The sequence below is a fragment of the Paenibacillus tyrphae genome, from assembly GCF_027925525.1.
Lineage (GTDB): Bacteria > Bacillota > Bacilli > Paenibacillales > NBRC-103111 > Paenibacillus_G > Paenibacillus_G tyrfis_B.
Genome location: NZ_BSDJ01000032.1, coordinates 20,483 through 40,919 on the forward strand (window position 1 = coordinate 20,483; position 20,437 = coordinate 40,919).

Annotated in this window: 21 protein-coding genes; 14 read left to right on the top strand and 7 right to left on the bottom strand. The window is 57.0% G+C overall.

Annotated features, from left to right (window positions below; translation table 11 throughout):
* Positions 1–15: 15 nt before the first annotated feature.
* The 3 genes from QMG93_RS28050 (at position 16) to QMG93_RS28060 (ending at position 2,756) form a co-directional block, all read left to right on the top strand.
* Positions 16–228, top strand: coding sequence for a hypothetical protein (locus QMG93_RS28050; RefSeq protein ID WP_281942451.1), 213 nt, complete (start codon positions 16–18; stop codon positions 226–228).
* Positions 229–359: 131 nt separating this feature from the next.
* Positions 360–1,730 carry a dicarboxylate/amino acid:cation symporter gene (locus tag QMG93_RS28055; RefSeq protein WP_281942453.1) on the top strand — a complete coding sequence of 457 codons (1,371 nt, stop codon included), beginning with the start codon at positions 360–362 and terminating at the stop codon, positions 1,728–1,730.
* A 147-nt stretch (positions 1,731–1,877) separates the two neighbouring features.
* Positions 1,878–2,756: a DinB family protein gene (locus QMG93_RS28060; RefSeq protein WP_281942455.1), complete on the top strand. Its 879-nt coding sequence runs from the start codon at positions 1,878–1,880 to the stop codon at positions 2,754–2,756.
* Here QMG93_RS28060 and QMG93_RS28065 read toward each other — a convergent pair.
* The 3 genes from QMG93_RS28065 to QMG93_RS28075 all read right to left on the bottom strand — a co-directional run bounded on the left by QMG93_RS28065 (position 2,753) and on the right by QMG93_RS28075 (position 6,201).
* Positions 2,753–3,550 carry an HAD-IIA family hydrolase gene (locus tag QMG93_RS28065; protein ID WP_281942457.1) on the bottom strand — a complete coding sequence of 266 codons (798 nt, stop codon included), beginning with the start codon at positions 3,548–3,550 and terminating at the stop codon, positions 2,753–2,755. The genes QMG93_RS28060 and QMG93_RS28065 overlap by 4 nt on opposite strands.
* Positions 3,551–3,692: 142 nt before the next feature.
* Positions 3,693–5,516, bottom strand: a complete 1,824-nt coding sequence (locus QMG93_RS28070; protein WP_281942459.1) for a sensor histidine kinase — start codon at positions 5,514–5,516, stop codon at positions 3,693–3,695.
* Entirely contained in the window at positions 5,509–6,201 is a 693-nt protein-coding gene (locus QMG93_RS28075) for a response regulator transcription factor (protein WP_281942460.1), read from the bottom strand. The genes QMG93_RS28070 and QMG93_RS28075 overlap by 8 nt, the downstream gene beginning before the upstream one ends.
* Positions 6,202–6,541: 340 nt before the next feature.
* On the opposite strand from QMG93_RS28075, the gene QMG93_RS28080 reads away from it, so the two are divergent.
* Complete coding sequence (locus tag QMG93_RS28080) at positions 6,542–7,036, top strand: cysteine dioxygenase (RefSeq protein ID WP_281942462.1); 495 nt, start codon at positions 6,542–6,544, stop codon at positions 7,034–7,036.
* A gap of 204 nt (positions 7,037–7,240) precedes the next feature.
* Here the strand turns inward: QMG93_RS28080 and QMG93_RS28085 are convergent, their stop codons facing one another.
* Positions 7,241–8,311, bottom strand: a complete 1,071-nt coding sequence (locus QMG93_RS28085; protein ID WP_281942464.1) for a hypothetical protein — start codon at positions 8,309–8,311, stop codon at positions 7,241–7,243.
* A 441-nt stretch (positions 8,312–8,752) separates the two neighbouring features.
* Between QMG93_RS28085 and QMG93_RS28090 the strand changes: the two genes are divergently transcribed.
* The 7 genes from QMG93_RS28090 to QMG93_RS28120 all read left to right on the top strand — a co-directional run bounded on the left by QMG93_RS28090 (position 8,753) and on the right by QMG93_RS28120 (position 14,432).
* Positions 8,753–9,739: an ATP-binding cassette domain-containing protein gene (locus QMG93_RS28090; RefSeq protein ID WP_281942466.1), complete on the top strand. Its 987-nt coding sequence runs from the start codon at positions 8,753–8,755 to the stop codon at positions 9,737–9,739.
* Complete coding sequence (locus tag QMG93_RS28095) at positions 9,736–10,539, top strand: ABC transporter permease (protein ID WP_281942468.1); 804 nt, start codon at positions 9,736–9,738, stop codon at positions 10,537–10,539. Before QMG93_RS28090 ends, QMG93_RS28095 begins: the two co-directional genes overlap by 4 nt.
* Before the next feature lie 25 nt (positions 10,540–10,564).
* Positions 10,565–11,368 carry an ABC transporter permease gene (locus QMG93_RS28100; RefSeq protein ID WP_281942470.1) on the top strand — a complete coding sequence of 268 codons (804 nt, stop codon included), beginning with the start codon at positions 10,565–10,567 and terminating at the stop codon, positions 11,366–11,368.
* A gap of 72 nt (positions 11,369–11,440) precedes the next feature.
* A complete protein-coding gene (locus tag QMG93_RS28105; protein ID WP_281942473.1) occupies positions 11,441–11,893 on the top strand; it encodes an NUDIX hydrolase in 453 nt (150 codons plus the stop codon).
* 134 nt (positions 11,894–12,027) lie between these two features.
* Complete coding sequence (locus QMG93_RS28110) at positions 12,028–12,885, top strand: VanW family protein (protein WP_281942475.1); 858 nt, start codon at positions 12,028–12,030, stop codon at positions 12,883–12,885.
* A gap of 179 nt (positions 12,886–13,064) precedes the next feature.
* Positions 13,065–13,523 (top strand): chemotaxis protein CheX, encoded by a 459-nt coding sequence (locus QMG93_RS28115; protein ID WP_010497894.1) that lies wholly within the window; start codon positions 13,065–13,067, stop codon positions 13,521–13,523.
* Between the two features lie 132 nt (positions 13,524–13,655).
* Entirely contained in the window at positions 13,656–14,432 is a 777-nt protein-coding gene (locus tag QMG93_RS28120; RefSeq protein WP_281942477.1) for an SDR family NAD(P)-dependent oxidoreductase, read from the top strand.
* A 204-nt stretch (positions 14,433–14,636) separates the two neighbouring features.
* Here the strand turns inward: QMG93_RS28120 and QMG93_RS28125 are convergent, their stop codons facing one another.
* Positions 14,637–14,915 carry a DUF2573 family protein gene (locus QMG93_RS28125; protein WP_281942479.1) on the bottom strand — a complete coding sequence of 93 codons (279 nt, stop codon included), beginning with the start codon at positions 14,913–14,915 and terminating at the stop codon, positions 14,637–14,639.
* Between the two features lie 82 nt (positions 14,916–14,997).
* Between QMG93_RS28125 and QMG93_RS28130 the strand changes: the two genes are divergently transcribed.
* From QMG93_RS28130 to QMG93_RS28140, 3 genes are all read left to right on the top strand, one after another.
* A complete protein-coding gene (locus QMG93_RS28130) occupies positions 14,998–15,858 on the top strand; it encodes an alpha/beta hydrolase family protein (protein ID WP_281942481.1) in 861 nt (286 codons plus the stop codon).
* Positions 15,859–15,941: 83 nt separating this feature from the next.
* A complete protein-coding gene (locus tag QMG93_RS28135) occupies positions 15,942–17,366 on the top strand; it encodes a DEAD/DEAH box helicase (RefSeq protein ID WP_281942483.1) in 1,425 nt (474 codons plus the stop codon).
* 87 nt (positions 17,367–17,453) lie between these two features.
* Positions 17,454–17,996 (top strand): hypothetical protein, encoded by a 543-nt coding sequence (locus QMG93_RS28140; protein ID WP_010497901.1) that lies wholly within the window; start codon positions 17,454–17,456, stop codon positions 17,994–17,996.
* A 337-nt stretch (positions 17,997–18,333) separates the two neighbouring features.
* Here QMG93_RS28140 and QMG93_RS28145 read toward each other — a convergent pair whose 3' ends face one another.
* Entirely contained in the window at positions 18,334–19,815 is a 1,482-nt protein-coding gene (locus QMG93_RS28145) for a DHA2 family efflux MFS transporter permease subunit (protein ID WP_281942486.1), read from the bottom strand.
* Positions 19,816–19,872: 57 nt separating this feature from the next.
* A complete protein-coding gene (locus tag QMG93_RS28150; protein WP_281942487.1) occupies positions 19,873–20,319 on the bottom strand; it encodes a MarR family winged helix-turn-helix transcriptional regulator in 447 nt (148 codons plus the stop codon).
* Positions 20,320–20,437 lie beyond the last annotated feature (118 nt).

Genomic DNA, 20,437 nt, shown 5'->3' on the forward strand with positions numbered 1-20,437 from the left:
GAAAGGATGAACCGGATGAAAAGCATAGAAGAGCGGTTGAACGAATATAAAGAAAGGGCGGCCTCCGTTAGCCGGGAACCCGGCGAAGAGGCTCAAGCCTTTGCTCTGGAGCTGATCGGAGAGATCGAGAGGCTGGCGGGCGAAAACAAGCGGCTGCGCAAAGCGCTCGCGCAGTCGGCGGACCGGCGGTACGAATCGACGAAATTAAGAGACGCCTTAAGAGAATAGCCGGTTTTGTCGCCGGATGGCCCGCGAAATAATAATTTAGCAATAAAATACTTATTGACAGCCGCCGGAAATGGGCATAGAATACCTAGTAAACGAGTGGGGATTATTAGGATATACTCTTGAGGAGGCGCATGATTGTGAATTCCCTATACATTGCCAGCTGGGCTGTTGCTGTCGTAGTCCTGCTGTTGCTATTTTTCGCGGCCAAGAAAAAGGTAGGTTTCGGGACGCGCGTATTAATCGCCATGGTGCTCGGCGTGGTCGTCGGGGCGGTGTTCGGTAAAGAGGCGACAGATCTCGGAACGATCGGCTCCATCTACGTCAACCTGATCAAAATGATCGTTATGCCGCTCGTCATCGCAACGATCATTTCCAGCATTACGTCCGTATCCGATCCGAATATGCTTCGGAAGATCGGAACGAAAACGATCGCCTTGTTCCTGATCACGACCGGTATCGCGGCGGCCATCGGTGTCGTCGTTGCGGTGATCATCGATCCGGGCGCTGGCATTCCTTACGTGCAGGATGCCAAATTCGCCGCCAGAGAAATTCCGTCGTTCCTGAAAGTATTCATGGATCTCGTACCGGCAAACCCGGTAAACGAGATGGCTACCGGCAAGGTCGTGCCGGTGATCGTATTTGCCATGTTCGTCGCGGTCGCCATTACGATCGAAGGCAACCGCAAGCCGGAATCGGTTCGGCCGATCAAAGAAGTCATTCAATCGTTCGCCGTCGTGATGTTCCGCGTGACGAAGCTGATCATCCGCCTGACGCCTTACGGCGTGTTCGGACTGATGGCGGCGATGGCTGCGAAATACGGCCTCGCTTCGCTGCTACCGATGGGCAAAGTGGTCATTGCCGTTTACATCGCTTGCTTGCTGCACTTCGTTCTGACTTACGGCTTCCTGGTCACGTTCGTGGCGCGGGTCAATCCGATCCGCTTCCTGAAAAAGATTTATCCCGTGCTGGCCGTCGCTTTCACGACGCGAAGCAGCTATGCGACACTGCCGGTCAACCTGGAGGTTATCACGAAGCGGCTTAAAGTATCCGACCGGATCGCCAGCTTCGTCGCTCCGCTGGGCGCTACCATCAACATGAACGGCTGCGGCGGCTTGTATCCCGCGATTGTCGCGATCTTCGTCGCCAAAGTATTCGGCATCGATCTGACGATCACGCATTACCTGCTTATCATCGGCTCGGCGATGATCGCTTCCATCGGCGTGGCCGGGGTGCCCGGACCGGCTTCGATCTCGACGACGGTCGTGTTGGCCAGCGTCGGTCTGCCGATCGAGGGGATGGCGATGGTACTCGGCATCGACGCGATTCTCGATATGGCCCGGACGGCCATCAACGCAACGGGTACGACCGTCAGCTCTCTTGTCGTCGCCGTAACGGAGAAAGAATTCGACCGCGAGGCGTTCAACAACGAAGCGGACGAAGAGCTCGAAAACTACGACGTGTCTTCGCGCAAGGGCGGGTCCAAAACCGTCGTCACCGGTTGATACGAATCGGGAATAAAATAGTGTCTGCTAATGCCAAACACCGCTCTTTCGCAAAGGGCGGTGTTTGTTTGTGTCCGACGTTCGTTGGACCGGTATATGGTAAAATAGGGCTAACTCAGCCTCAGTTTCTGCAAAGGGGGAAGGCGAATGGAGACCAACGCGGTTCAAGCGAACCTGCTTCTGCGCGTGCCGGAGGTGACGGCGGCGCTGCGCTTTTACGAGCAGGCGCTCGGCTGGGAGCGCCTGGAGCTGTGCGCGGCAGCGGGCTACGCGCTGCTGCGTCAGCCCGGCGGCGATGTAGCGCTGCTCGCCGCGGAAGGCACGGCGGCGGAAGCGCTCCGCCGCCTGCAAGCTCCGGCTGGCCGGGAACTATCGCCCGGCGGCCGGTTCTATGTGACAGCGCCGCCGGACGAGGCGCTGGAGCGGCTCCAGCAGCGCGCCGAGGAGGCCGGCGGGCGCTGGTTGGACGAGACGGAGCCGGGCTGCTGGCGGACCGTCACGGTTACGACGCCGGAGGGCTACCGCGCGGCGTACTGGCAGGAGCTGTTTCCGAGCGACGAGGAAACGCTCGCTTTGTTCGCAGCGGGGCCGGACCGGCTGGAGGCCGCGCTGGAAGGGCTTGGCGAGGCCGGGCTTGATCTGGCCCGGGCGCCCGGCACATGGAGCATCCGCGAGCAGGTGCTCCATGTGGTGGAACTTGAGCTTGTAGCGCTGTACAAGCTCAAGTTCGCTTTGGCCGGGCCGGAGCGCGGACGCGCCTACAACGGCAACAGCTTCTCGCAGGACGCGTGGGCTGCAGGCATGCGTTACGCCTCGCGGCCGGTTCGCGCCGAGGTCGCGCTGTTTCGGCTAGTGCGCGAGCACGTGCTCAGCGTATGCAAGCATACGCCGGGAGCACTTACGCGCAGCGTCATCGCCTCCGGCAGGGAGGAGACGGCCGGCCGCCTGATGAAAATGATGGCCGGCCACGCGAACGTCCACATTCGCCGGATCGGCGAAATCCGGAAGCAGCACGCCATCGATTAGCCGAAGCTTTCCGCCAGCTCCATCAGATGTGTGCAGATCCGCTCGGGACGCACGCCCGTCCGGGCCATCTGCTCGTCCACATTCGCGGCCTTGACCAATCCGGTCAACACGAGCGCCGTCCGGCAGCCTGCGTCGGCTCCGCCGCGGATATCGGTGTTCAGGTTGTCCCCGACCGTCCAAATCTCACCAGGGGTCAGCCCCAGCTTGGCGACGGCGTAGCGCATAATGATCGGCGAAGGCTTCCCGATGACGATGGGAGGCGTTTCGCTTGCCCGTTCGATCGAAGCCGCGATGGAGCCGGCTCCCGGCGTCAGCCCGCCGTTCCACGGCAGCAGGTGATCGGGATTCGTCAGGATGTACGGGGCTCCGCCGCGGATATAGCGGACGGCCGCAAGCAGCTTGCCGTAATGGAACGCCCGGTCGATGCCTTGTACGACCGCAGCGATCGTTCCTACCGGGGCGTCCTCTGTGACGGGTTCGAAGCCGCCGTCCTTCAGCGCCGTTCGCAGTCCTTCCTCGCCGATGCACAGCACGCGTCCGTTCCGGGCGCCGGTTTCCTGCAAATACATCACGGCCGCTTGCGAGGAGGTCAGCACTTCCTCCGGTTTGGCTTCGATCCCGGTCTTGATGAGGTGCGCCGCAACTTGCTCCGGCGTCCTTGACGAATTGTTGGTTACATATAAGAACGGGTAGCCTTTTTCCCGCAGCCAGCGGATAAAATCCGCCGCATAAGGGATCGGATGGTCCCCGTGGTACAGCGTCCCGTCCAAATCCAGCAAAAATCCATGTCTCATGATCCGATTCTCCATTCTTGCGAGGCGTGCCGCACGGGCCCGCCTCGTTGCTGCGTTGTCCGCTTCATTATACCGCGCATTGCTTTCCAAGGCGAACGTGCCGCTTGATCCGCCTGTGCCCGAATAACCAAAAAGCCGGCATCTAAGATGCCAGCTTCAGCTTCACGTAAAAATGAATTTCGCCGTTCTCCGACTCGGCCCAAATGCTGCCTTCGTGCGATTCGACGATGCTTCTTGCGATCGCAAGACCCAGTCCCGACCCTCCGGTTTCGGACGTCCTGGCTTTATCCACGCGGTAGAACCGGTCGAACAACTGCTCCAGCTCGTCGCGGGTCAAAGCGTCCGCTTTGTTAGAGATTCGGATGATCGCGTGCCCGCGTTCCCGGATCATGCCGAAGGTGATCACGCCGGGCTTAGGGCTGTACTTGATCGCGTTGCCGAGTAAGTTTTCGAACACGCGGATCATTTTGTCTACGTCGATGCGCACCAGCAGCCGCTCCTGCGGCAGGCTGCGGATCAGCGTGAGCTGCTGCTCCTCGCTGAGGGTCACGTGTTCCTCCAGCAGCTGCTCCAGCACTTCGTTGATCACGACGCCCTTCTTGTGCAGCGGAACGTCATGGTTGGAAAGCTTCGTAAATTCGAACAGATCGTCGATCAGTCCTTTCAGCTTCTCCGATTTGCTATAAGCGATACTGACGTACCCGGCGGCTTGCTCGGGCGTTTCGAAATTTTTGTCGTGCAGCAGCCGCAAATACCCCATGATGAGCGTCAGCGGTGTGCGCAAATCGTGTGAAACGTTCGTAATCAGCTCGTTCTTGAGCTGCTCGGCGCGCCGTTCCTCTTCGATTCTGCGCTGTAGATCCGTCACCATAAAGTTCATGTCTCGCGCCAGCGATCCGAGCTCGTCCTGGGAACGCTCGACGACGCGGTGGTCCAGATTGCCTGTAGCGATAATCCGCAGCCCGCTCGCAAGCTCTTCGATATATCTCATTTTCCGCTGCGTTAAAAAGTAGAACAGAAAGATAAAGACCGCGAGCGAAGCCAGGATGGAAAGCGGGTTCTCGCCTTTATGGTAGCTGATGTTCGGCTGAGGGATGCCGCTGACGATTAAATAGGCCTTCTGATTATTATAGGTCACCGGGTAGAAGCTGGAAAACTCCGAACGCGAATCGGATTCCCGGTTCCGTGTTTCCATCGCGTTGCGGATGACGCTGTGCACGTCGACGTACGTTTCCGGCGCATTTTCGCTGCGGAAGACGACTTTGCCTTCCAGATCCGTAATGACGATCTTGAGCTTATCGTAGGTAGCGAGCCGTTTGACCGTATTTTCAAAATTTTTGCGCCGCTCGGCGTCCTCCTGCTTGCTCTCTCCTTGCCGGTTATTCGGCTGGTTCGGTTGATTTGGCTGCGACGGAGGCGGACCCTGCGGATTGGCTGCCGGGCCCCCGGGTATGCTGCCGGGCTCTTGACCGTTTGCGCCAGGGGCAGGAACGGCAGTGCCGGCATTGGGCGTCTGCATTGCCCCGCCTGCAGCGGAGCCTTGCGGCACGGCCGCTTGTCCGGGTTCGCTCCGGTCCGCTTCATTCGAATCATCGTCGGGGGATTCGTCGCTTGTCCCGTTTCCGCTGCCGCTATGTCGTGAAGGTGTAAGGAACCGGTCCGCGAGCGAGCGGGCTTCGCTATCGATGCTTTCCATCCCTTGGCTGTAATCGATGACCGTACTCTTGTTGACGGCGCCGAACAGAGCCGAGCTGATGCCGTAGAAGGCCAGCGACACGCCGAAGCAGAAGGCAAAGGTCAGCATCAGCTGCAGCCGGACGCTGCGCTGCACATGGGCCCGCGCCATTTTGTACAGATCTTGAAGGAACAGGATCATGCCCCGCAGCAGATTAAAGGGGAACCAGGTGAACGGGAAGCGGTCAAGCATGGGCTTGCGCGGCGGTTTGATCTTCTCTTTTTTACTCAACTTTATATCCCACTCCCCAAACCGTTTTAATAAACTTCGGTTTCCGCGGATTTTCCTCGATTTTCTCGCGAATTTTCCGGATATGAACCATCACGGTATTGTCCGAATCGAAATACGCTTCCTTCCATACGGCTTCGTAAATTTTCTCGATGCTCCAAACCGTACCGCGATGGCGGGCCAGCAGTTCCAGGATCGCAAATTCGCGTGGCGTCAGCTTAATGTCCCGGCCGTCCAGTTTGACCTCATGCGTCGCGGTATTGATCGAGAGCTCGTCGATCTCCAGCTCGTGTTCCTTATTCGGCCGTTGAACATTGAGCCGGGTGTAGCGGCGCAGCTGCGACTTGATCCGGGCGACCAGCTCAAGCGGATTGAACGGCTTGCTCACGTAATCGTCGGCGCCGGTGCTCAGGCCGAGAATTTTGTCCATGTCCTGGCTTTTGGCGGACAGCATGATAATCGGCATATGCTTTTGTTCGCGTATTTTCAGGCAGGCTTCGATACCGTCCATCTTCGGCATCATGATGTCGAGCACGATCAGATCGACGTCTTCCTTTTGCAGCACGCTTAACGCTTCGATGCCATTGCCTGCGCGCAGCAGGCGGTAACCTTCGTTTTTTAAATAAATTTCGAGCAAATCGATAATTTCTTTCTCGTCGTCGACGAGCAATATTGTAGGCTGCGCCACGGGGCCGACCTCCTTTTCATTCCAATAAATCTCGGTTGTTGCGGAGTGGGGTCGGCGTGCTTTCCGGGCGGCGCCGACGACAAAAAAAGCATATCACGCCGGGATAACCTTGACAAACGGCACGCGAGCCACTCCCCTTTCCGAAACTTGACTGTCACCTAGTATAGCCGGCAAATCTTAACGACTAACGATTCAAAACCTTAAAACATTCTTAAGGGAAAAGGGAGAAACCGCCACCGCTTTTTACGAAAAGGTCACTTTTTAGTTAAAGGAGGAATATATTGGATTATAAGGTGAACTTATTAAAGCGGTAAAAAAATGTTATGAACGGAGGAATCCCATGAACCGGATCGAAGCCATCGAACGGATGCTGAACGCGCTGCCTTTGCGCAGAACCTCGCCCAAGCAGCTTCAGGCGATCATGAGAGGCATGGATTTGTCGCTTGAAGCCTTGTCGCCCTACATTGCAGAGCCTGCGGACTTGCCTTACGGGAGAACGAGCCTATTCCGGACCGATGCCGCCGAAGCGGTGCTGATCCATCTGCCTCCCGGAACCGAAACGTACATTCACGATCACGGAGCTTCCGTCGGCTGCGCGCGGCTGCTCGAAGGCACGCTGACGAACCGGATGTTCCGGCTTGACGGCTACGGGTATCCCTGCTTATCCGGGGAGGTCGAAATTGAGGAAGGAAGCTACTATTACGCGCCGAAAAAACAAATTCACCAGCTTCGCAATTCCGGCCCGCAGCGTGCGGTGGCCTTCCATCTCTATGCTCCGGCGCCTGCCGGGAAGTCGTATTTTCCATACGAGCAGGTGCTCGATTATGTGATCTAGCCTCAAACCGGGGAGCGATCATCGGCCTGGCCGCAGCGCAGGATGCAACCTTCGAAGCGGGGGGCGTAACCCCAAGCCGCTGTACGACCTCATTTATTTGCCCGTAACGCTACTTGTGGCGCATGGCTTGCAGCGAATAAAAAAAGGGAGGCCGCCTCCGGCGGTGAATCCGCATTAGAGGTCGGCCTCGCTTTGATAGCGCAGCTAGTTTAAAGAAATACTTTTTACTCCACCTTGGCCCGTAAATAAAACCATGACATCGGGTTCTCCTTCTTGGCTGAAGGTATAATTGTAAAGTCCGATTTGCCCCGGGCCTGAAAGAATCGTTGTATATTTGGCTTCATATCCGGTAAGATCGATGCCGAAATAGTTAATCATATAAGGATTGGCGATGGCGATCGCTCGCTCTTTTGATTCCAAATCCGGCGCAGCATCGGCGGAATCATCCTTCAAATCGATGTAAAGACTCTTGATTTTCCCCGTATTTGCATCAAAGGCTATAAAATCGTTCTCGTACGAATAACCCCATGTCTCTTTCACCTTATCCTTTAACAAAGATTTAATATTGGTAAAGCCAGTGATTTCAACATGATCCTTGCCTGAAAGCTCCTTCAACACTCGTTCAGCCTCGGGCAAATACTTCTGTTCCGCATCGGCGGCCGGATATCGCGTGGAAACTTGGGCTTTGTATACTGTGTTGTCGCTTGAGTTAATGGCAACGACGCCGAAAGGCTCGGTTTTTTGGTTATAATCGGAAGTGAATTGAAGATGATCGTCTAAGTCATCTTGCTTTTTAGAAAACAGCACGTTCTTTAGCTTTGTTTTGCCCTCGCTATCGAGCTGCCTTAATGTGCTCTCCACAAGCTCAAATGATGCAGGTCTCGCTCCGTCGGGAACAAGCTCCATTGTTGCATATTCGATGCTGCCGTCTTTATTAATTGTGATTATATTGGGCCTGTTCGCCATCAATTCGTCGCTATCGTTTGCAGTGTCTCCGGGACTTTGGAATGAAAGCATCCATTGATTGTCCCCCAGCGGAATAGGATTTCGACCGAACTTGACTTCCGTTAAACCGAACACCGTTGTCAGAAATTGCTCCGCAGCCGTAATGTAGCTCGAATCAACATCACTCAACGTATTGCTGCTGCCCGCTGCCATGGCAAGTTTTGGGCTCCCCGGTTGTTCGGCAGCCATGGCCGGCACAGCTCCGAACAGCATGCTCGCGGCAATTACAGGGATGAACAGTTTGTTGCGCTTTTTCAAGTGTTTACTCATTTTGAGTATTCTCCTCTCTTTTTTGAGACTCAACCAATAGACTCGGTCCACGCCCATACGGTTCCCTTTTATAAAAAAGTTTTTTGCCGTAAGCCAACGGAAGTTCCTTGATGAAGCAAGTGTCTCCGGCCCGTACGTCTTTTCCGGCATCTGCGGAATAACTATCGAATACGTGTGGAAAATATCATGAATCGTCATGGCCACGCACATCAAAATGCATCTTGTCATTCCTTACATCGCGTGGTAGTATATAACAATTAACGTGGAAGGGCTCCTAGGGATCCGACGGCCAAGCGGCCGGGCGAACCAAGCGGAGCCGGCGCGTCACCGATAGAGCCGCGCTACACCGTAGGGATAAAAGACCTCGTGCAAGTTCCGCCTGACAAGGCGAAACGGCATGGGGTCTTTTCTGCTTTAGCAGAGGAAAGGAGAAGGAGGAACATGAACGCGATACGGGCCGAAGGGCTGACGAAACGGTTCGCCGTGAAACGGAAGGAGGAGGGCTTCAAGGCCGGGGTGCGTTCACTGCTGCGCCCGCAGTACAGTGAGAAGACGGCGGTGCAAGGCATCGACCTGACTGTCCCGCAAGGAGAGACGCTGGCGTTTCTCGGACCGAACGGCGCCGGCAAATCGACGACGATCAAGATGCTGACCGGCATTCTGCATCCGTCCGGCGGACACGCGGAGGTGCTCGGCTGCTGTCCGTGGAAGGAACGCGGCAAGCTGGCTTACCGGATCGGCTCCGTTTTCGGGCAGAAATCGCAACTCTGGTACCACCTTCCGCCCGCCGACTCGTTCGAGCTGATGAGCCGCATATACGAATTGAAGCGCAGCGATTATCTCGCCCGGCGGGACGATCTCGTCCGCCGCTTCGAGCTGGAGCCGTATTTGCATACTCCTGTGCGGAAGCTGTCGCTGGGCGAGCGGATGCGCTGCGAGATTGCGGCGGCGATGCTGCACCGGCCGCAGATTCTGTTCCTCGACGAGCCGACGATCGGGTTGGACGTAGTTGTGAAGCAAAGCATACGTGAGCTCATCCGGTTCATGAACCGGGAGGAAGGGACGACCGTGTTCCTGACCTCCCACGACGCAGGAGATATCGAGCAGCTGTGTAGGCGGGCCGTTGTCATCAACCATGGGCAGATGATCTTCGACGATACGGTCGAGGCGATGAAGCGGGAGCTGCTGACAGGCAAGACGATCCGGCTCAAGCTGCTGGAGCCGGGCCCGCCGTTTCGGCACGACGGCGTAGAAGTGCTGACGCAAACGGACCGGGAGCTGGCGCTTTCCGTCGATACGTCGGCTATCGCCGCCCAGGAAGTGCTTTCCCGCCTCGTCGCGGCGTACCGCGTGTCGGACATTACGATCGAAGATCCTCCGATGGAAAGCATCATTACGCATATTTACGAGCGGGAGGGAAGCGTATGAATTTGAGTCCGAAGCTGCTGAAATACGGCGCGATCGGGCGAATCAGCCTGCGGAATCATTTTGCTTACGTGTTGGACTTTTTAATCCGCTCGATTTTCCTGATCATCATCATGTACATCTTCATTCAATTGTGGCAGACGACGTACCGTGGGGAAGGGTCGCAGCTGATCGCGGGCTACAGCTTCGAGCAGATCATTTGGTACATTTTATTCGCCGAAGCGCTGACGATGGCGTTTCCCAGCCTGTGCACCCGCGTGGAGGAAGAAGTGAAGAGCGGCGATGTCGGCTATAAGCTGACACGGCCGTTCAGCTATATCGGCTACCATTATATGGCTTATGTAAGCGAAGTGACGGTCCGGCTGCTGGTGAACCTTGCCGTCGGCCTCGCGCTCGGCTTCGCCTTTTTCGGTCTTCCGTCGTTCGGCTGGGGCTGGCTCGGATTTTTCGTCATGAGCTTCGGTGCGATGACCGTCAACTTTATGCTCAATATGGCGCTGTCGCTGTGCGCGTTCTGGGTCGAGGAGACGCGGGGACTGGAGTTCGTGTACCACAAGCTGCTGTTTACGATCGGGGGCATGCTGATGCCGCTTGAACTGTTTCCCGAAGCGCTGCAGCAGGTATGCCGCTGGCTGCCGTTTCAGGCAGTCCTGTATTTTCCGGCCAAAACCGCCGTCCACTGGGAGGAAGTCCATTTCGCTCCGATGCTGGCGGTCCAGTGGGCGTGGGTGGTCGTGCTGGCGCTTGTCGTCTGGCTTATCTATCGGAAAGGCGTCCGCAAGCTGAACGTCAACGGCGGCTGAGCCGAAAAGAAGGGAGGGGAACGTATTGCGCCATAATTCGAAAATAATGCCGCTGCTGCGGTTCGTAGGTACGTGCTGGAAGCTCAATTTGACCGGCGCCATGGAATTCCGGCTGAGCTTTCTGATGACGGCGGGTATGATGATGGTGAACAACGCCGTTTGGATTTTTTTCTGGGGGCTTTATTTTCAGCGGTTTCCGGTCGTGAACGGCTGGGAGCTGCAGGACGTGATGATGATGTGGGCGGTGAGCGCGGGCGGCTTTGGCCTGTCCGCCGTGCTGTTCGGAAATGCGTACCGGCTGGCCTCGCTGGTTGCGGGCGGTCAGCTCGATCTGTACCTGACGCAGCCGAAGCCGGTGCTGCTTCATATCCTGGTCAGCCGGATGTCCGTTTCTGCGATCGGGGACGTACTATTCGCCCTGCTGCTGTATGGGCTGTTCGGGGACCGCTCGCCGCTCGGCCTGCTGAAATTCGTTCTGGCGCTGCTCATCGCGATGCTGATTTTTCTGTTCTTCGTGGTGATGACGCAGTCGCTCGCCTTCTATATCGGTCAGGCCGATGGGATCGGCCAGCAGCTGTTCAATGCGATTCTCACCTTCTCGACGTATCCGACGGGCATTTTCAGCGGCTGGGGCCGGCTGGTTTTGTTTACCGTCATCCCCGCCGGCTTCATCAGCTATTTGCCGATCGGACTGCTGCGGGAAGCGGATCTTGCGTTCACGCTGCAGGCGCTGGGCATGACGGGACTCGTGACCGCGGCCGGTCTATGGTTCTTTCACCGCGGCTTGCGGCGGTACAGCTCCGGCAACGCGATGGGGCTTCGGATGTGAAAGCCGTCTGAAGAGGTGTATAATGGTTTTGGAACGATCGACCCTATGATAAACGACTGCGGAGGACAGCTTATGAGTACGACCGAAAAAGAGTGGTTTCGGGTACACAGCGCCGTGTATCTGCTCCTTGTGCGGGAGAATAAGCTGCTGCTGCTTCGCCGGACCAATACCGGCTATGAGGATGGCAAGTTAAGTCTGGTAGCCGGCAAAATGGACGGGAACGAAGAAGTGAAGCGGGCGGCTGCGCGCGAAGCGTGGGAGGAAAGCGGCGTCCGGGTGGACCCGGCCGATCTGGAAGTGGCGAGTGTGATGCACCGGAATTCGGATACGGGCGAATGGATCGATTTTTTTCTGACCGTGAAGCGATGGGAGGGGGAGCCGTACAACCGGGAACCGGACAAATGCTCCGAAATGGCATGGTATCCGCTGGACGGCCTTCCGGAAGATATGATTCTCCATGTGCGCCAGGCGGTCGAAAACGTGCTGGCGGGCGTATTTTACGACAGCTACGGTTGGCAGCAATAAAGCAGGCGGTGAAGACCCATTTCGGGAGCTTTGCCGCCTTTTGTCATCTTCGACGAAAATTCGACGCATGTGTCGATTCGTCGTAGTAAGCTGATCGGGTTTTTGCTAGAATGAAGGTAAGGAGGGGAGGACGGATGTTCGGTCCATCGTCGGTGCCGAAGCCGAAGTACCGCAGCCGATGGCGGACGGCGGCAGGCATTGCGTATTACCGGCTGCGCCGCCGCGTGAGCTGGATGCTCGGGAATAAACGCTTTGCGCGATTGCGCCGGGACGAACCGCTGCGGCACGTACATTTCGCCCACCGTACTCCGCTGCTTCGACAGCTTCGGAATGTGGAGATGCAGCTTCAACACAACAAAATCATCAACTTGAGACTGGCTGCGCAGCGGCTAGGCGGTCTGGTCCTTCAGCCGGGCGAAACGTTCTCATACTGGAAGACGATCGGCAAACCGACCCGCCGTCAAGGCTACGTGGACGGGATGATTCTGCATCACGGCACGGTCCGGGCCGGAGTGGGAGGCGGTTTATGTCAGCTTTCCAATCTGATTTACTGGATGACGCTGCACACGCCGCTTACCGTGACGGAGAGATACCGGCACGGATACGACGTTTTTCCCGATGCGGGACGAATGCAGCCTTTCGGAACGGGGGCGACTTGCTTTTATAATTACTTGGATCTGCAGATCGAGAACCGCACGGAGATGTGTTATCAGCTCCGAATTTGGCTGACGGACACCGACTTGGTCGGAGAATGGCGGGCCGACAGTCCCGCAGCGCAGCGTTATGAGATTACCGAAACCAGGCACTGGATTACCCAGGAATGGTGGGGCGGATATGTTCGCCATAACGTCATTAGCCGCAACCGGTTCGATGCGGAAGGGCGCTGGCTGGACGAACAGTTCGTTGCCGAGAACCACGCCATCATGATGTATGAGCCTTGCTTGCAGGAGAGAGCCGGCCCCGACCAAGTTCCCGGGCGTAGGGACTTGTAGCATGTATAAAGAATCAGACCGTTTCTTTGAAAGGTGCTTCAATCCTGTGCTTTTTGTTATATTTCACACAAATCGAGACAAAAGTTCTATACTTGCAGCATGAATTTAGGTATAATGAAATAACAAAAAAGTCCTATGGATCTGCGGCATATTGTCGAAAAAAGGAGACCGGTCATCTTATGAAGGCAGAGCTTATCAACCCGTTTTTGGAGTCGGCCAGAATCGTTATCGAACAAGTCGCCAATGTACGACCGACCACCGGACAGCTCGGCATCAAAGACGTGAAGTTTGCTGAGAAATACATTTGGATTCAAATCGGCATGACCGGACAAATGGAAGGGGACATCGTCTTCGGATTGCACGAGGAAGTCGCGCTCAAGGTCGTGTCCGCCATGATGGGCGGATTCTCGATCACCGAAATGAACGACATCGGCAAAAGCGCCATCTCCGAGCTCAGCAATATGATCAGCGGCAATGCCAGCACGATGCTGTTCAACCAAGGAGTCCGCGTCGATATTACGCCGCCCAAGATGCTTCATTCCGCGCATGCGGCCGGTTTCAACGCGCAAAAGGCGCTGACGATCCCGCTGATTATGGAAGGCATCGGCGAGCTGGATATTCAAGTGCTTATCGCTTAACCAAGCGGTATGCCCTACAGTTGAAATGACGAGTCCATAACGTGTAAGCTGTAAGCGAAGGCTTCTCCGGTTCCGATAACGCCGGGAGCGCTTCGCTTTTTTTGTTCGATAGAAGACAGGGGGAACCGGAGGATGGATTTTCAGGGCAAAATCGCGGTAATCACGGGAGCGTCCAGCGGGATCGGCGCGCTTATGGCGCAGATGCTGGCGCAGCGGGGAGCCGTTCCTGTGCTTATGGCGCGGTCGGAGCAAAAGCTGGCGGAGGCGTCCGCTAAAATACAGGGCAAGCACGGGATCTATCCGCTCGACGTCACCTCGGCGGAGCAGGTAACGGCAACGATGGAGCGGGTGATCGCCGAATACGGCCGGATCGACATTTTGATCAACAATGCGGGCTACGGCGTGTTCGATTCGTTCGTGACGGCGCCCTTAAGCGAATTCGAGGGCATGATGGACGTCAATTACATGGGGGCGGTCCGCTGTACGAAAGCGGTGCTGCCTTCCATGCTGAAGCAGGGGAGCGGCCATATTATCAATATTGCCTCCATGGCCGGGAAGATCGGCTCGGCCAAGTCGAGCGGCTACTCGGCCACCAAGCACGCCGTGCTCGGCTTGACCAATTGTCTGCGGCAGGAGCTTGTCGGTACCGGCGTTCGTTTGACCGCCGTCAACCCCGGGCCGATCGATACGCCGTTTTTCGAGCGGGCCGATCCTTCGGGCAGCTATGTAAAAAACATCGAATGGTTTATGCTGAAGCCGGAGCGCGTCGCTCAGGCGGTGCTCAAAGCGATCGAGCGGGGGACGCCCGAGGTGAACCTGCCGTTCATGGCGGCTGCCGGGGTGAAGCTGTATCAGTTGTTTCCGCGGCTGTTTGACGGCATCGCCTATAAATTGCTTAACAAGAAATAAGGAAGGCTAGGGCCTGCGGTGCCGAATGGCTTGAAACCGCAGGATGGGATATACGAGAAGACCGCAGCTCCCTTCGAGGGTCGGCGGTCTTCTTTGGCTCGCCTTAGCGGACACGAGAATGCGCTTAAGAAAAAAAGACCGAGTGCGCACATTGCTTTTCGGTCTTCGTGCAGGGTATGGTAAAGGAAGTATGGTCCGCAGCGATTAAGCTTCCGGCTCCGGCCTGGCTTCCGTCTGTTGATTGGCCGCCTTAAACTTCTGGTTGCGGTCTCGGACCTCTTCGAACAGCTTCCGGACATCGGCTTTGCCTTCGGGGTGCTGCTGATTCCAATGGCTGGCAAGAGCCGGCATTGTTTTATGGATATGGTTGTAGATCGCCCAAACTTTAATTTTTTCCACCGTTTCGGCGGAAGCGTCACCGGTCAGCAGCTCGGCATATTTCTCGACCAGCCCTTCGAATTCGGCGGCAAAACGGGAATTCATTTGAAAATCCACCTTTCCGGTCATAATACATCTTAGTGTAACGCCGGAATGACTTTGTGTCAAAAAATGGAGTGAACCGAACATGCCTATACTTACCGATACAAACCTTCCGCAAAGCGGGGTAACCGGCGGCGTTCCAGCCGACGGCACGCTGGTCCAGAGAGAAAGTCTCCGCAGCCTTGCGAAGGGCATATCGCTTTACCGGTTGACATATATTAGCCAAGGACTTCAGGTGAAAGGTTATCTTGCCGTGCCCGATGCCGCCGTACCCGTTCCCGGTTTAATTTACTGCCGGGGAGGCATCCGCAAGGTCGGGATGGTGCGCAAACGGCGCATTTTCTCGATGGCGCGGCGCGGGTACGCGGTCTTTGCGCCGTTTTACCGGGGAAACGAAGGCGGCGAGGGGCGGGAGGACTTCGGAGGGGAAGACCGCTTTGACGTGCATCATGCCATTACCCTCATGCAATCGCTGCCGGAGGTGCAGTCCGGGCCGATTCCGCTGATCGGCTTCTCCCGCGGCGCGCTGATGGCGCTGCTGGCGGCCAAAGAGTGCGAAGGCGCCGGTCCGGTCGTCGTCTGGGGCGGCGTAAGCGATCTGCTCGATACGTATGAAGAGCGGGTCGATCTGAGGCGGATGCTGAAGCGGGTCGTCGGCCATCCGCGCAAGCAGGCCGAATGCTACGAGCGGCGCTCGCCCGTCCGTTGGGTTGACGCGATCCGCGTGCCCGTCATGATCGTACACGGTACGGCGGATGCGCAGGTCAGCGTAGAGCAGGCGCGCAAGCTGGGAGCGGCGCTGGAGCGAGCCGGGAAGGAGTACACGATGGAACTGTACGACGGGCTGGGGCACCGCTTTCCGAAGGAGGACGACGAACGCGCGCTCGATGCGGTATTCGGATGGATCGCAAACAAACGGGAACGGGCGGAAGGACGGGACCGGTAAGCCGGCTGCCTTCCCGCCGGGTAGGGCAATCGCCCGCATATTCTGGTATACTAAGGAAACGTAAGGGAAGAGAGGATGATCGAATGAATACGGGGTTTGCAGCTTTACATATCGCTCCGCAGTATGTCAAACGGCTGCAGGAGCTCGGCATTACGGAGCCGTCGGACATACAGACGGAAGCGATACCGATTGCGCTTGAAGGAAAAGATGTCGTTGCGCAATCGCAGACCGGTACGGGGAAAACGCTGGCCTATTCGCTGCCGCTGCTGCATAAAATAGACACGGGCGTGAGAGAGGTACAAGCTCTTGTGCTGGTGCCGACGCGGGAGCTCGGCATGCAAATCGTACAGACGCTGGAGCAGCTTGTAAAGGATAGCGACGTCCGCGTGCAGCAGCTTATCGGCGGCGCCTCCATCGAGCGCCAGATCGACCGGTTGAAGCTCAAGCCGCAGATCGTGGTAGGGACGCCCGGCCGCGTGCAGGAGCTGGTGAAGCTCCGCAAGCTGAAGCTGCACGGCATCCGCACGGTCGTCGTCGATGAGGTCGATCAAGTGTTCGAGCTGGGGTCCATGCAGGATGTAGAGGCGCTGTTCAAAGGCATGCTGCGCGACCGGCAGCTGCTGTTTTTCTCCGCGACGTTCCCGCCGCCGCTGCAGGACGTCATCAATCGCTGGATGCGCGAGCCGGTCTACGTCCGGGTAAATCCGGCGCAGCGCACCTCGGAAACGCTGGAGCACTTGTATTTCGTATGTCAGGAACGGGACAAAATCGATACGCTGCGCCGGATTGTCCGGCTGTATAACCCGAAGGCCGCGATCGTGTTCGTCAATGAGACCGACGATATCGGAGAAGCGGTGGCGAAGCTGCAACACGTCGGCCTGTCGGTCGAAGGCTTGTACGGCGATTCCTTCAAGCAGGAGCGGGCGAAGGCAATGCAAGCGTTCCGCGCCGGCAAATTCCAGCTGCTGCTCGCGACCGACGTAGCTGCCAGGGGGCTTGACCTGCCGCAGGTGACGCATGTGATCAACCTCGACCCGCCGATCGATGCGGATCATTACGTGCACCGCGTAGGTCGGACGGGACGGATGGGCCGCAAAGGCACGGCCGTGTCGATCATTACTCCGCGGGAGCAGTTCATTATCGATAAATTTGCCAAAGCACTCGGTATCGAGATCAAGCAGAGGACGATGTTCCATGGGAAGGTCGTCGATCCGGAGCAGGAGCGGACCATTCGCCGGGACGCGAAGAAGCTCATGGAACGCCGGGTGCCGGATGAAGCGCCGTCGGGAAGGGAAAAACCTGAAGCGCGTATTGCCCAAGCGGGAGCTCCGAAGCTTCCCCGTACAGAAGGCAAGAGCGTAAAGCCGGCACAGACCGGCACGGGCCGTCCTTCGGCCCCGGCTTCCCCGGATAAACGCAAGGCGGACCGGGAACGGGACCGCAAAAACAAAGGAGCGCCGCGCTGGCTTAAGGAAAAGCGCGATCCGTCGGGTAAACCGAAAAAGTAACGAAGGAGCTGCAGATTCCGCCTGCCAAACTCCGGGAGAGGGCATTGGACTCAGGTTAGGACCGGCTCCTTGTAAGGGGGAAGTCAAATGAGATCGCTCTTCAAAGGGATCGTCACGATCGTAATTCTGGGCGCGCTGCTGGTCGCCGGGGCATTATGGTATGCGCAGCCGCAAGCGGAGCTGGACTTGTCGTATAATGATCTTCCGGTGCGCGAAAAGCTTGGCGCTATGGTAATCAACCGCAAGCCGGAGGCGGTGCTGACAGAGCAGGAGCTGGGCGATTTGCTGAAAAAGGCGCTTTCCCGCCGGGCCGAGCTGCGTCCCGGCGTCAAGCTGACGGGAGCGAGGTTTTTCCTTGAGGGGGACCGGCTCGCGGCGGACGTGACGCTGCTGCTTCAAGACCGCTGGAAGGTCGGCGCCCGGCTCAACTTCGACCTTGCCTGGAAGGAGCCGAATTTGACGGCCGTCCATACCGGCACCGTCATCCGGGACGTTACCGTACCGGGCGAATGGCTGAGCCTCCAGCCGATCCAGGTTGATCTGAACGATTATATGCCAAGGCATGTGGCGATTCGGGACGTAGCCTTTGAAGGGTCCACGGTACGTGTGACTTTCGGGCTGCGCTTATAGATAAAAGCAAAAGTGGCGGTTTCCTTCCTAGTCGAAGGAAACCGTCCCTGAGCTTGTTGGGAAACCCGCTTCGCGTAGAAATACTCTGCATACACCGGTGGGGTATATCCCTCCAGCCGCTCTTGAAACCCGTGAACTTGATTAAAATTGGCGGTATTTTCACGGGTTTCAAAGGCGGACGTAAACTCTTACGGGATATACCCCACCTCTATTTGTCTGAGTTTTTCTACTTCCTAGGGCTTCTCAATACACTGAGGGACGGTTTCCTTTCTAGTCGAAGGAAACTGTCCCTTTTTAGATGGGTGGGGAAGTACAAAACCAGTCTGTGTCAGCTCGCTTACGACGTTTTTTGAGATAAACCCGGGCCTGGGGCAGCTTCCGAATGGCTTTTGCCGCGCCGTTTTCCGAGCGTCAAGGCCAGCGGCAAGCTGATCAGCACGACAACCGTAGCGACCATGTATACGTCGTTGACGCTCAACGTGAACGCCTGCTGCTGCAACTGCTGAGCGTTCAGCCCACCGGCCTTGCCGAGCTCCATGCTGTGCGCGGCAACGCGGGAGGCGAGCATCGAGGTGAACAGGCCGATGGAGAACGAGCCGAACCCTTGGCGGATCCAGTTGTTCACCGAGGAAGCGTGCCCGGACAGCTCGCGCGGAATGACCTCCATGCCGGCATTGGAAGCGGGCATGGTCGAGAAGGCGATGCCGAGGTTGCGGACGGTCATCCACATAATGATATAGCCGTGCGTCACATCGACGCTGAGATGGGCCATAGCCAGCGTTCCGACGCCGATCAGCACGATCCCGAACAGAATAAGCGGCATCGGTCCCACCCGTGAATACAGCTTGCCGGTAATCGGCATGCAGACCGCCATCGCCAGCGACGGGACGAGGAGAATCAAGCCCGTATCGAAGGCTGAGACATGCTGAATATTTTGCAGAAACACCGGCGTCAGGAACGTCCCGGAATACAAGCTGATCGTGATGATACAGCTAAGAATCAAGCTGTATGTATATCGGGAATACGCGAATACTCTTAGATTCAACAGCGGCCCGGCCTTGCGCAGCTCGTAAAGGACGAAGACAATCAGCGTCAACGCTCCGAAGGCCAGCAGGGATATCGTCTGCCACGACCCCCAGCCCCAGGAATGAGCTTCGCTGAATGCGATTAGCAGCGCGGAGCTGCTGAGAATGACGGCCAGAAAGCCGAACAGGTCGAACGGCTTCGGCGTCGTCAAGCGGTAATACGGAATAAGCTTCATCGCAAGCGCGATGGCGATGATGCCGAACGGCAGGTTGATCAAGAACAGCCAGGTCCAGTCGAACGTTTGAATCAGCCAGCCGGCAAGCGACGGGCCGAGCGCCGGAGCCAGCATCGCCGACAAGCTCCACATGCTGATGGCGAACGCCTGCCGCTCTCTGGGAATGACTTGATAAATGATCGTCATCGTGGCAGGCATAACCATGCCGCTGAAGGCCCCTTGCATAATGCGGAATACGATCAGCGAATGAATATTCCAGGCTACGGCGCACAGCCCTGACATGAGCGTAAACCCGATCAGGGCCGCGACATACAAATATTTGGTGCTGAACCGGTCCCCCAGGTAGCCGGTGATCGGGGCAATGACCCCGGTCGCCAGCATAAAGCCGGTCAGCGTCCACTGCACCGTATTTAAGTCGGTATGAAAATCCTGCATTAAGATCGGAATGGCCACATTAATGGAACTTGTTCCCAGAATGGCCAGAAACGAGCCGAAAAAAATACCGATCATAACCGGCCAAAACGGCACGGGTTTCTCGGTGCTTTCAAGCGAAGCCATGCTATTCTCTCCTTTTCTCTCTGCTGTCGGGCTCTCCGGTAAGCGGAAGCCCGTTCTCTAGTCTCTATCCACAGCCGTTCTATACTCGACCGCTTTGCGGAGCAGCCGGGTCAATTCGGCGGTTTCGCCCGGCTCCAGCCCTTGCCAGAACCACTCGACCAATTCCGCCGCTTTCTCGTCCAACTCGCTCAAAGCTTCCAGACCTTTCGGCGTGACGGTCACCATGACAACCCGCCGGTCCGTCTCGTTATGCGCCCGCTCCGCATACCCGCCGGCCACCAGTTTATTGGCGAGGTTCGTCACGGCCGGCAGCGTGATTTGCAGCGTGTCTGCCAGCTCCGAACACCGCATCGTTCCGTTCGCCCGAAGGCTTTCCAGCAAGTAGTACTGCTGAATCGGCAGACCGTGCTTGAGCCGGCCCCCCATTTCGGAAATCCATCGGCGCATCGCCAGCCGGGTCCATTTTTCAATCTCTGTGGACGCATGAAGCCCTTGCTCTCGCATGACGGCTCCCCCTTTGAGTTTTAGCTCTTAATAATTTTGTCTATGAATAGTTTAATCTTTGAACTAAATTATTGTACTCCGTTTTACCTGATGTGTCAAAAGGTGGAGGCGCATGACC

Excerpts from the sequence above, each read along its gene's own strand:
- QMG93_RS28050 (WP_281942451.1), top strand. The coding sequence starts at position 16 with ATGAAAAGCATAGAAGAGCGGTTGAACGAATATAAAGAAAGGGCGGCC.
- QMG93_RS28055 (WP_281942453.1), top strand. The coding sequence starts at position 360 with ATGATTGTGAATTCCCTATACATTGCCAGCTGGGCTGTTGCTGTCGTA.
- QMG93_RS28060 (WP_281942455.1), top strand. The coding sequence starts at position 1,878 with ATGGAGACCAACGCGGTTCAAGCGAACCTGCTTCTGCGCGTGCCGGAG.
- QMG93_RS28065 (WP_281942457.1), bottom strand. The coding sequence starts at position 3,550 with ATGAGACATGGATTTTTGCTGGATTTGGACGGGACGCTGTACCACGGG.
- QMG93_RS28080 (WP_281942462.1), top strand. The coding sequence starts at position 6,542 with ATGAACCGGATCGAAGCCATCGAACGGATGCTGAACGCGCTGCCTTTG.
- QMG93_RS28085 (WP_281942464.1), bottom strand. The coding sequence starts at position 8,311 with ATGAGTAAACACTTGAAAAAGCGCAACAAACTGTTCATCCCTGTAATT.
- QMG93_RS28090 (WP_281942466.1), top strand. The coding sequence starts at position 8,753 with ATGAACGCGATACGGGCCGAAGGGCTGACGAAACGGTTCGCCGTGAAA.
- QMG93_RS28095 (WP_281942468.1), top strand. The coding sequence starts at position 9,736 with ATGAATTTGAGTCCGAAGCTGCTGAAATACGGCGCGATCGGGCGAATC.
- QMG93_RS28105 (WP_281942473.1), top strand. The coding sequence starts at position 11,441 with ATGAGTACGACCGAAAAAGAGTGGTTTCGGGTACACAGCGCCGTGTAT.
- QMG93_RS28110 (WP_281942475.1), top strand. The coding sequence starts at position 12,028 with ATGTTCGGTCCATCGTCGGTGCCGAAGCCGAAGTACCGCAGCCGATGG.
- QMG93_RS28115 (WP_010497894.1), top strand. The coding sequence starts at position 13,065 with ATGAAGGCAGAGCTTATCAACCCGTTTTTGGAGTCGGCCAGAATCGTT.
- QMG93_RS28120 (WP_281942477.1), top strand. The coding sequence starts at position 13,656 with ATGGATTTTCAGGGCAAAATCGCGGTAATCACGGGAGCGTCCAGCGGG.
- QMG93_RS28125 (WP_281942479.1), bottom strand. The coding sequence starts at position 14,915 with ATGAATTCCCGTTTTGCCGCCGAATTCGAAGGGCTGGTCGAGAAATAT.
- QMG93_RS28130 (WP_281942481.1), top strand. The coding sequence starts at position 14,998 with ATGCCTATACTTACCGATACAAACCTTCCGCAAAGCGGGGTAACCGGC.
- QMG93_RS28135 (WP_281942483.1), top strand. The coding sequence starts at position 15,942 with ATGAATACGGGGTTTGCAGCTTTACATATCGCTCCGCAGTATGTCAAA.
- QMG93_RS28140 (WP_010497901.1), top strand. The coding sequence starts at position 17,454 with ATGAGATCGCTCTTCAAAGGGATCGTCACGATCGTAATTCTGGGCGCG.
- QMG93_RS28145 (WP_281942486.1), bottom strand. The coding sequence starts at position 19,815 with ATGGCTTCGCTTGAAAGCACCGAGAAACCCGTGCCGTTTTGGCCGGTT.
- QMG93_RS28150 (WP_281942487.1), bottom strand. The coding sequence starts at position 20,319 with ATGCGAGAGCAAGGGCTTCATGCGTCCACAGAGATTGAAAAATGGACC.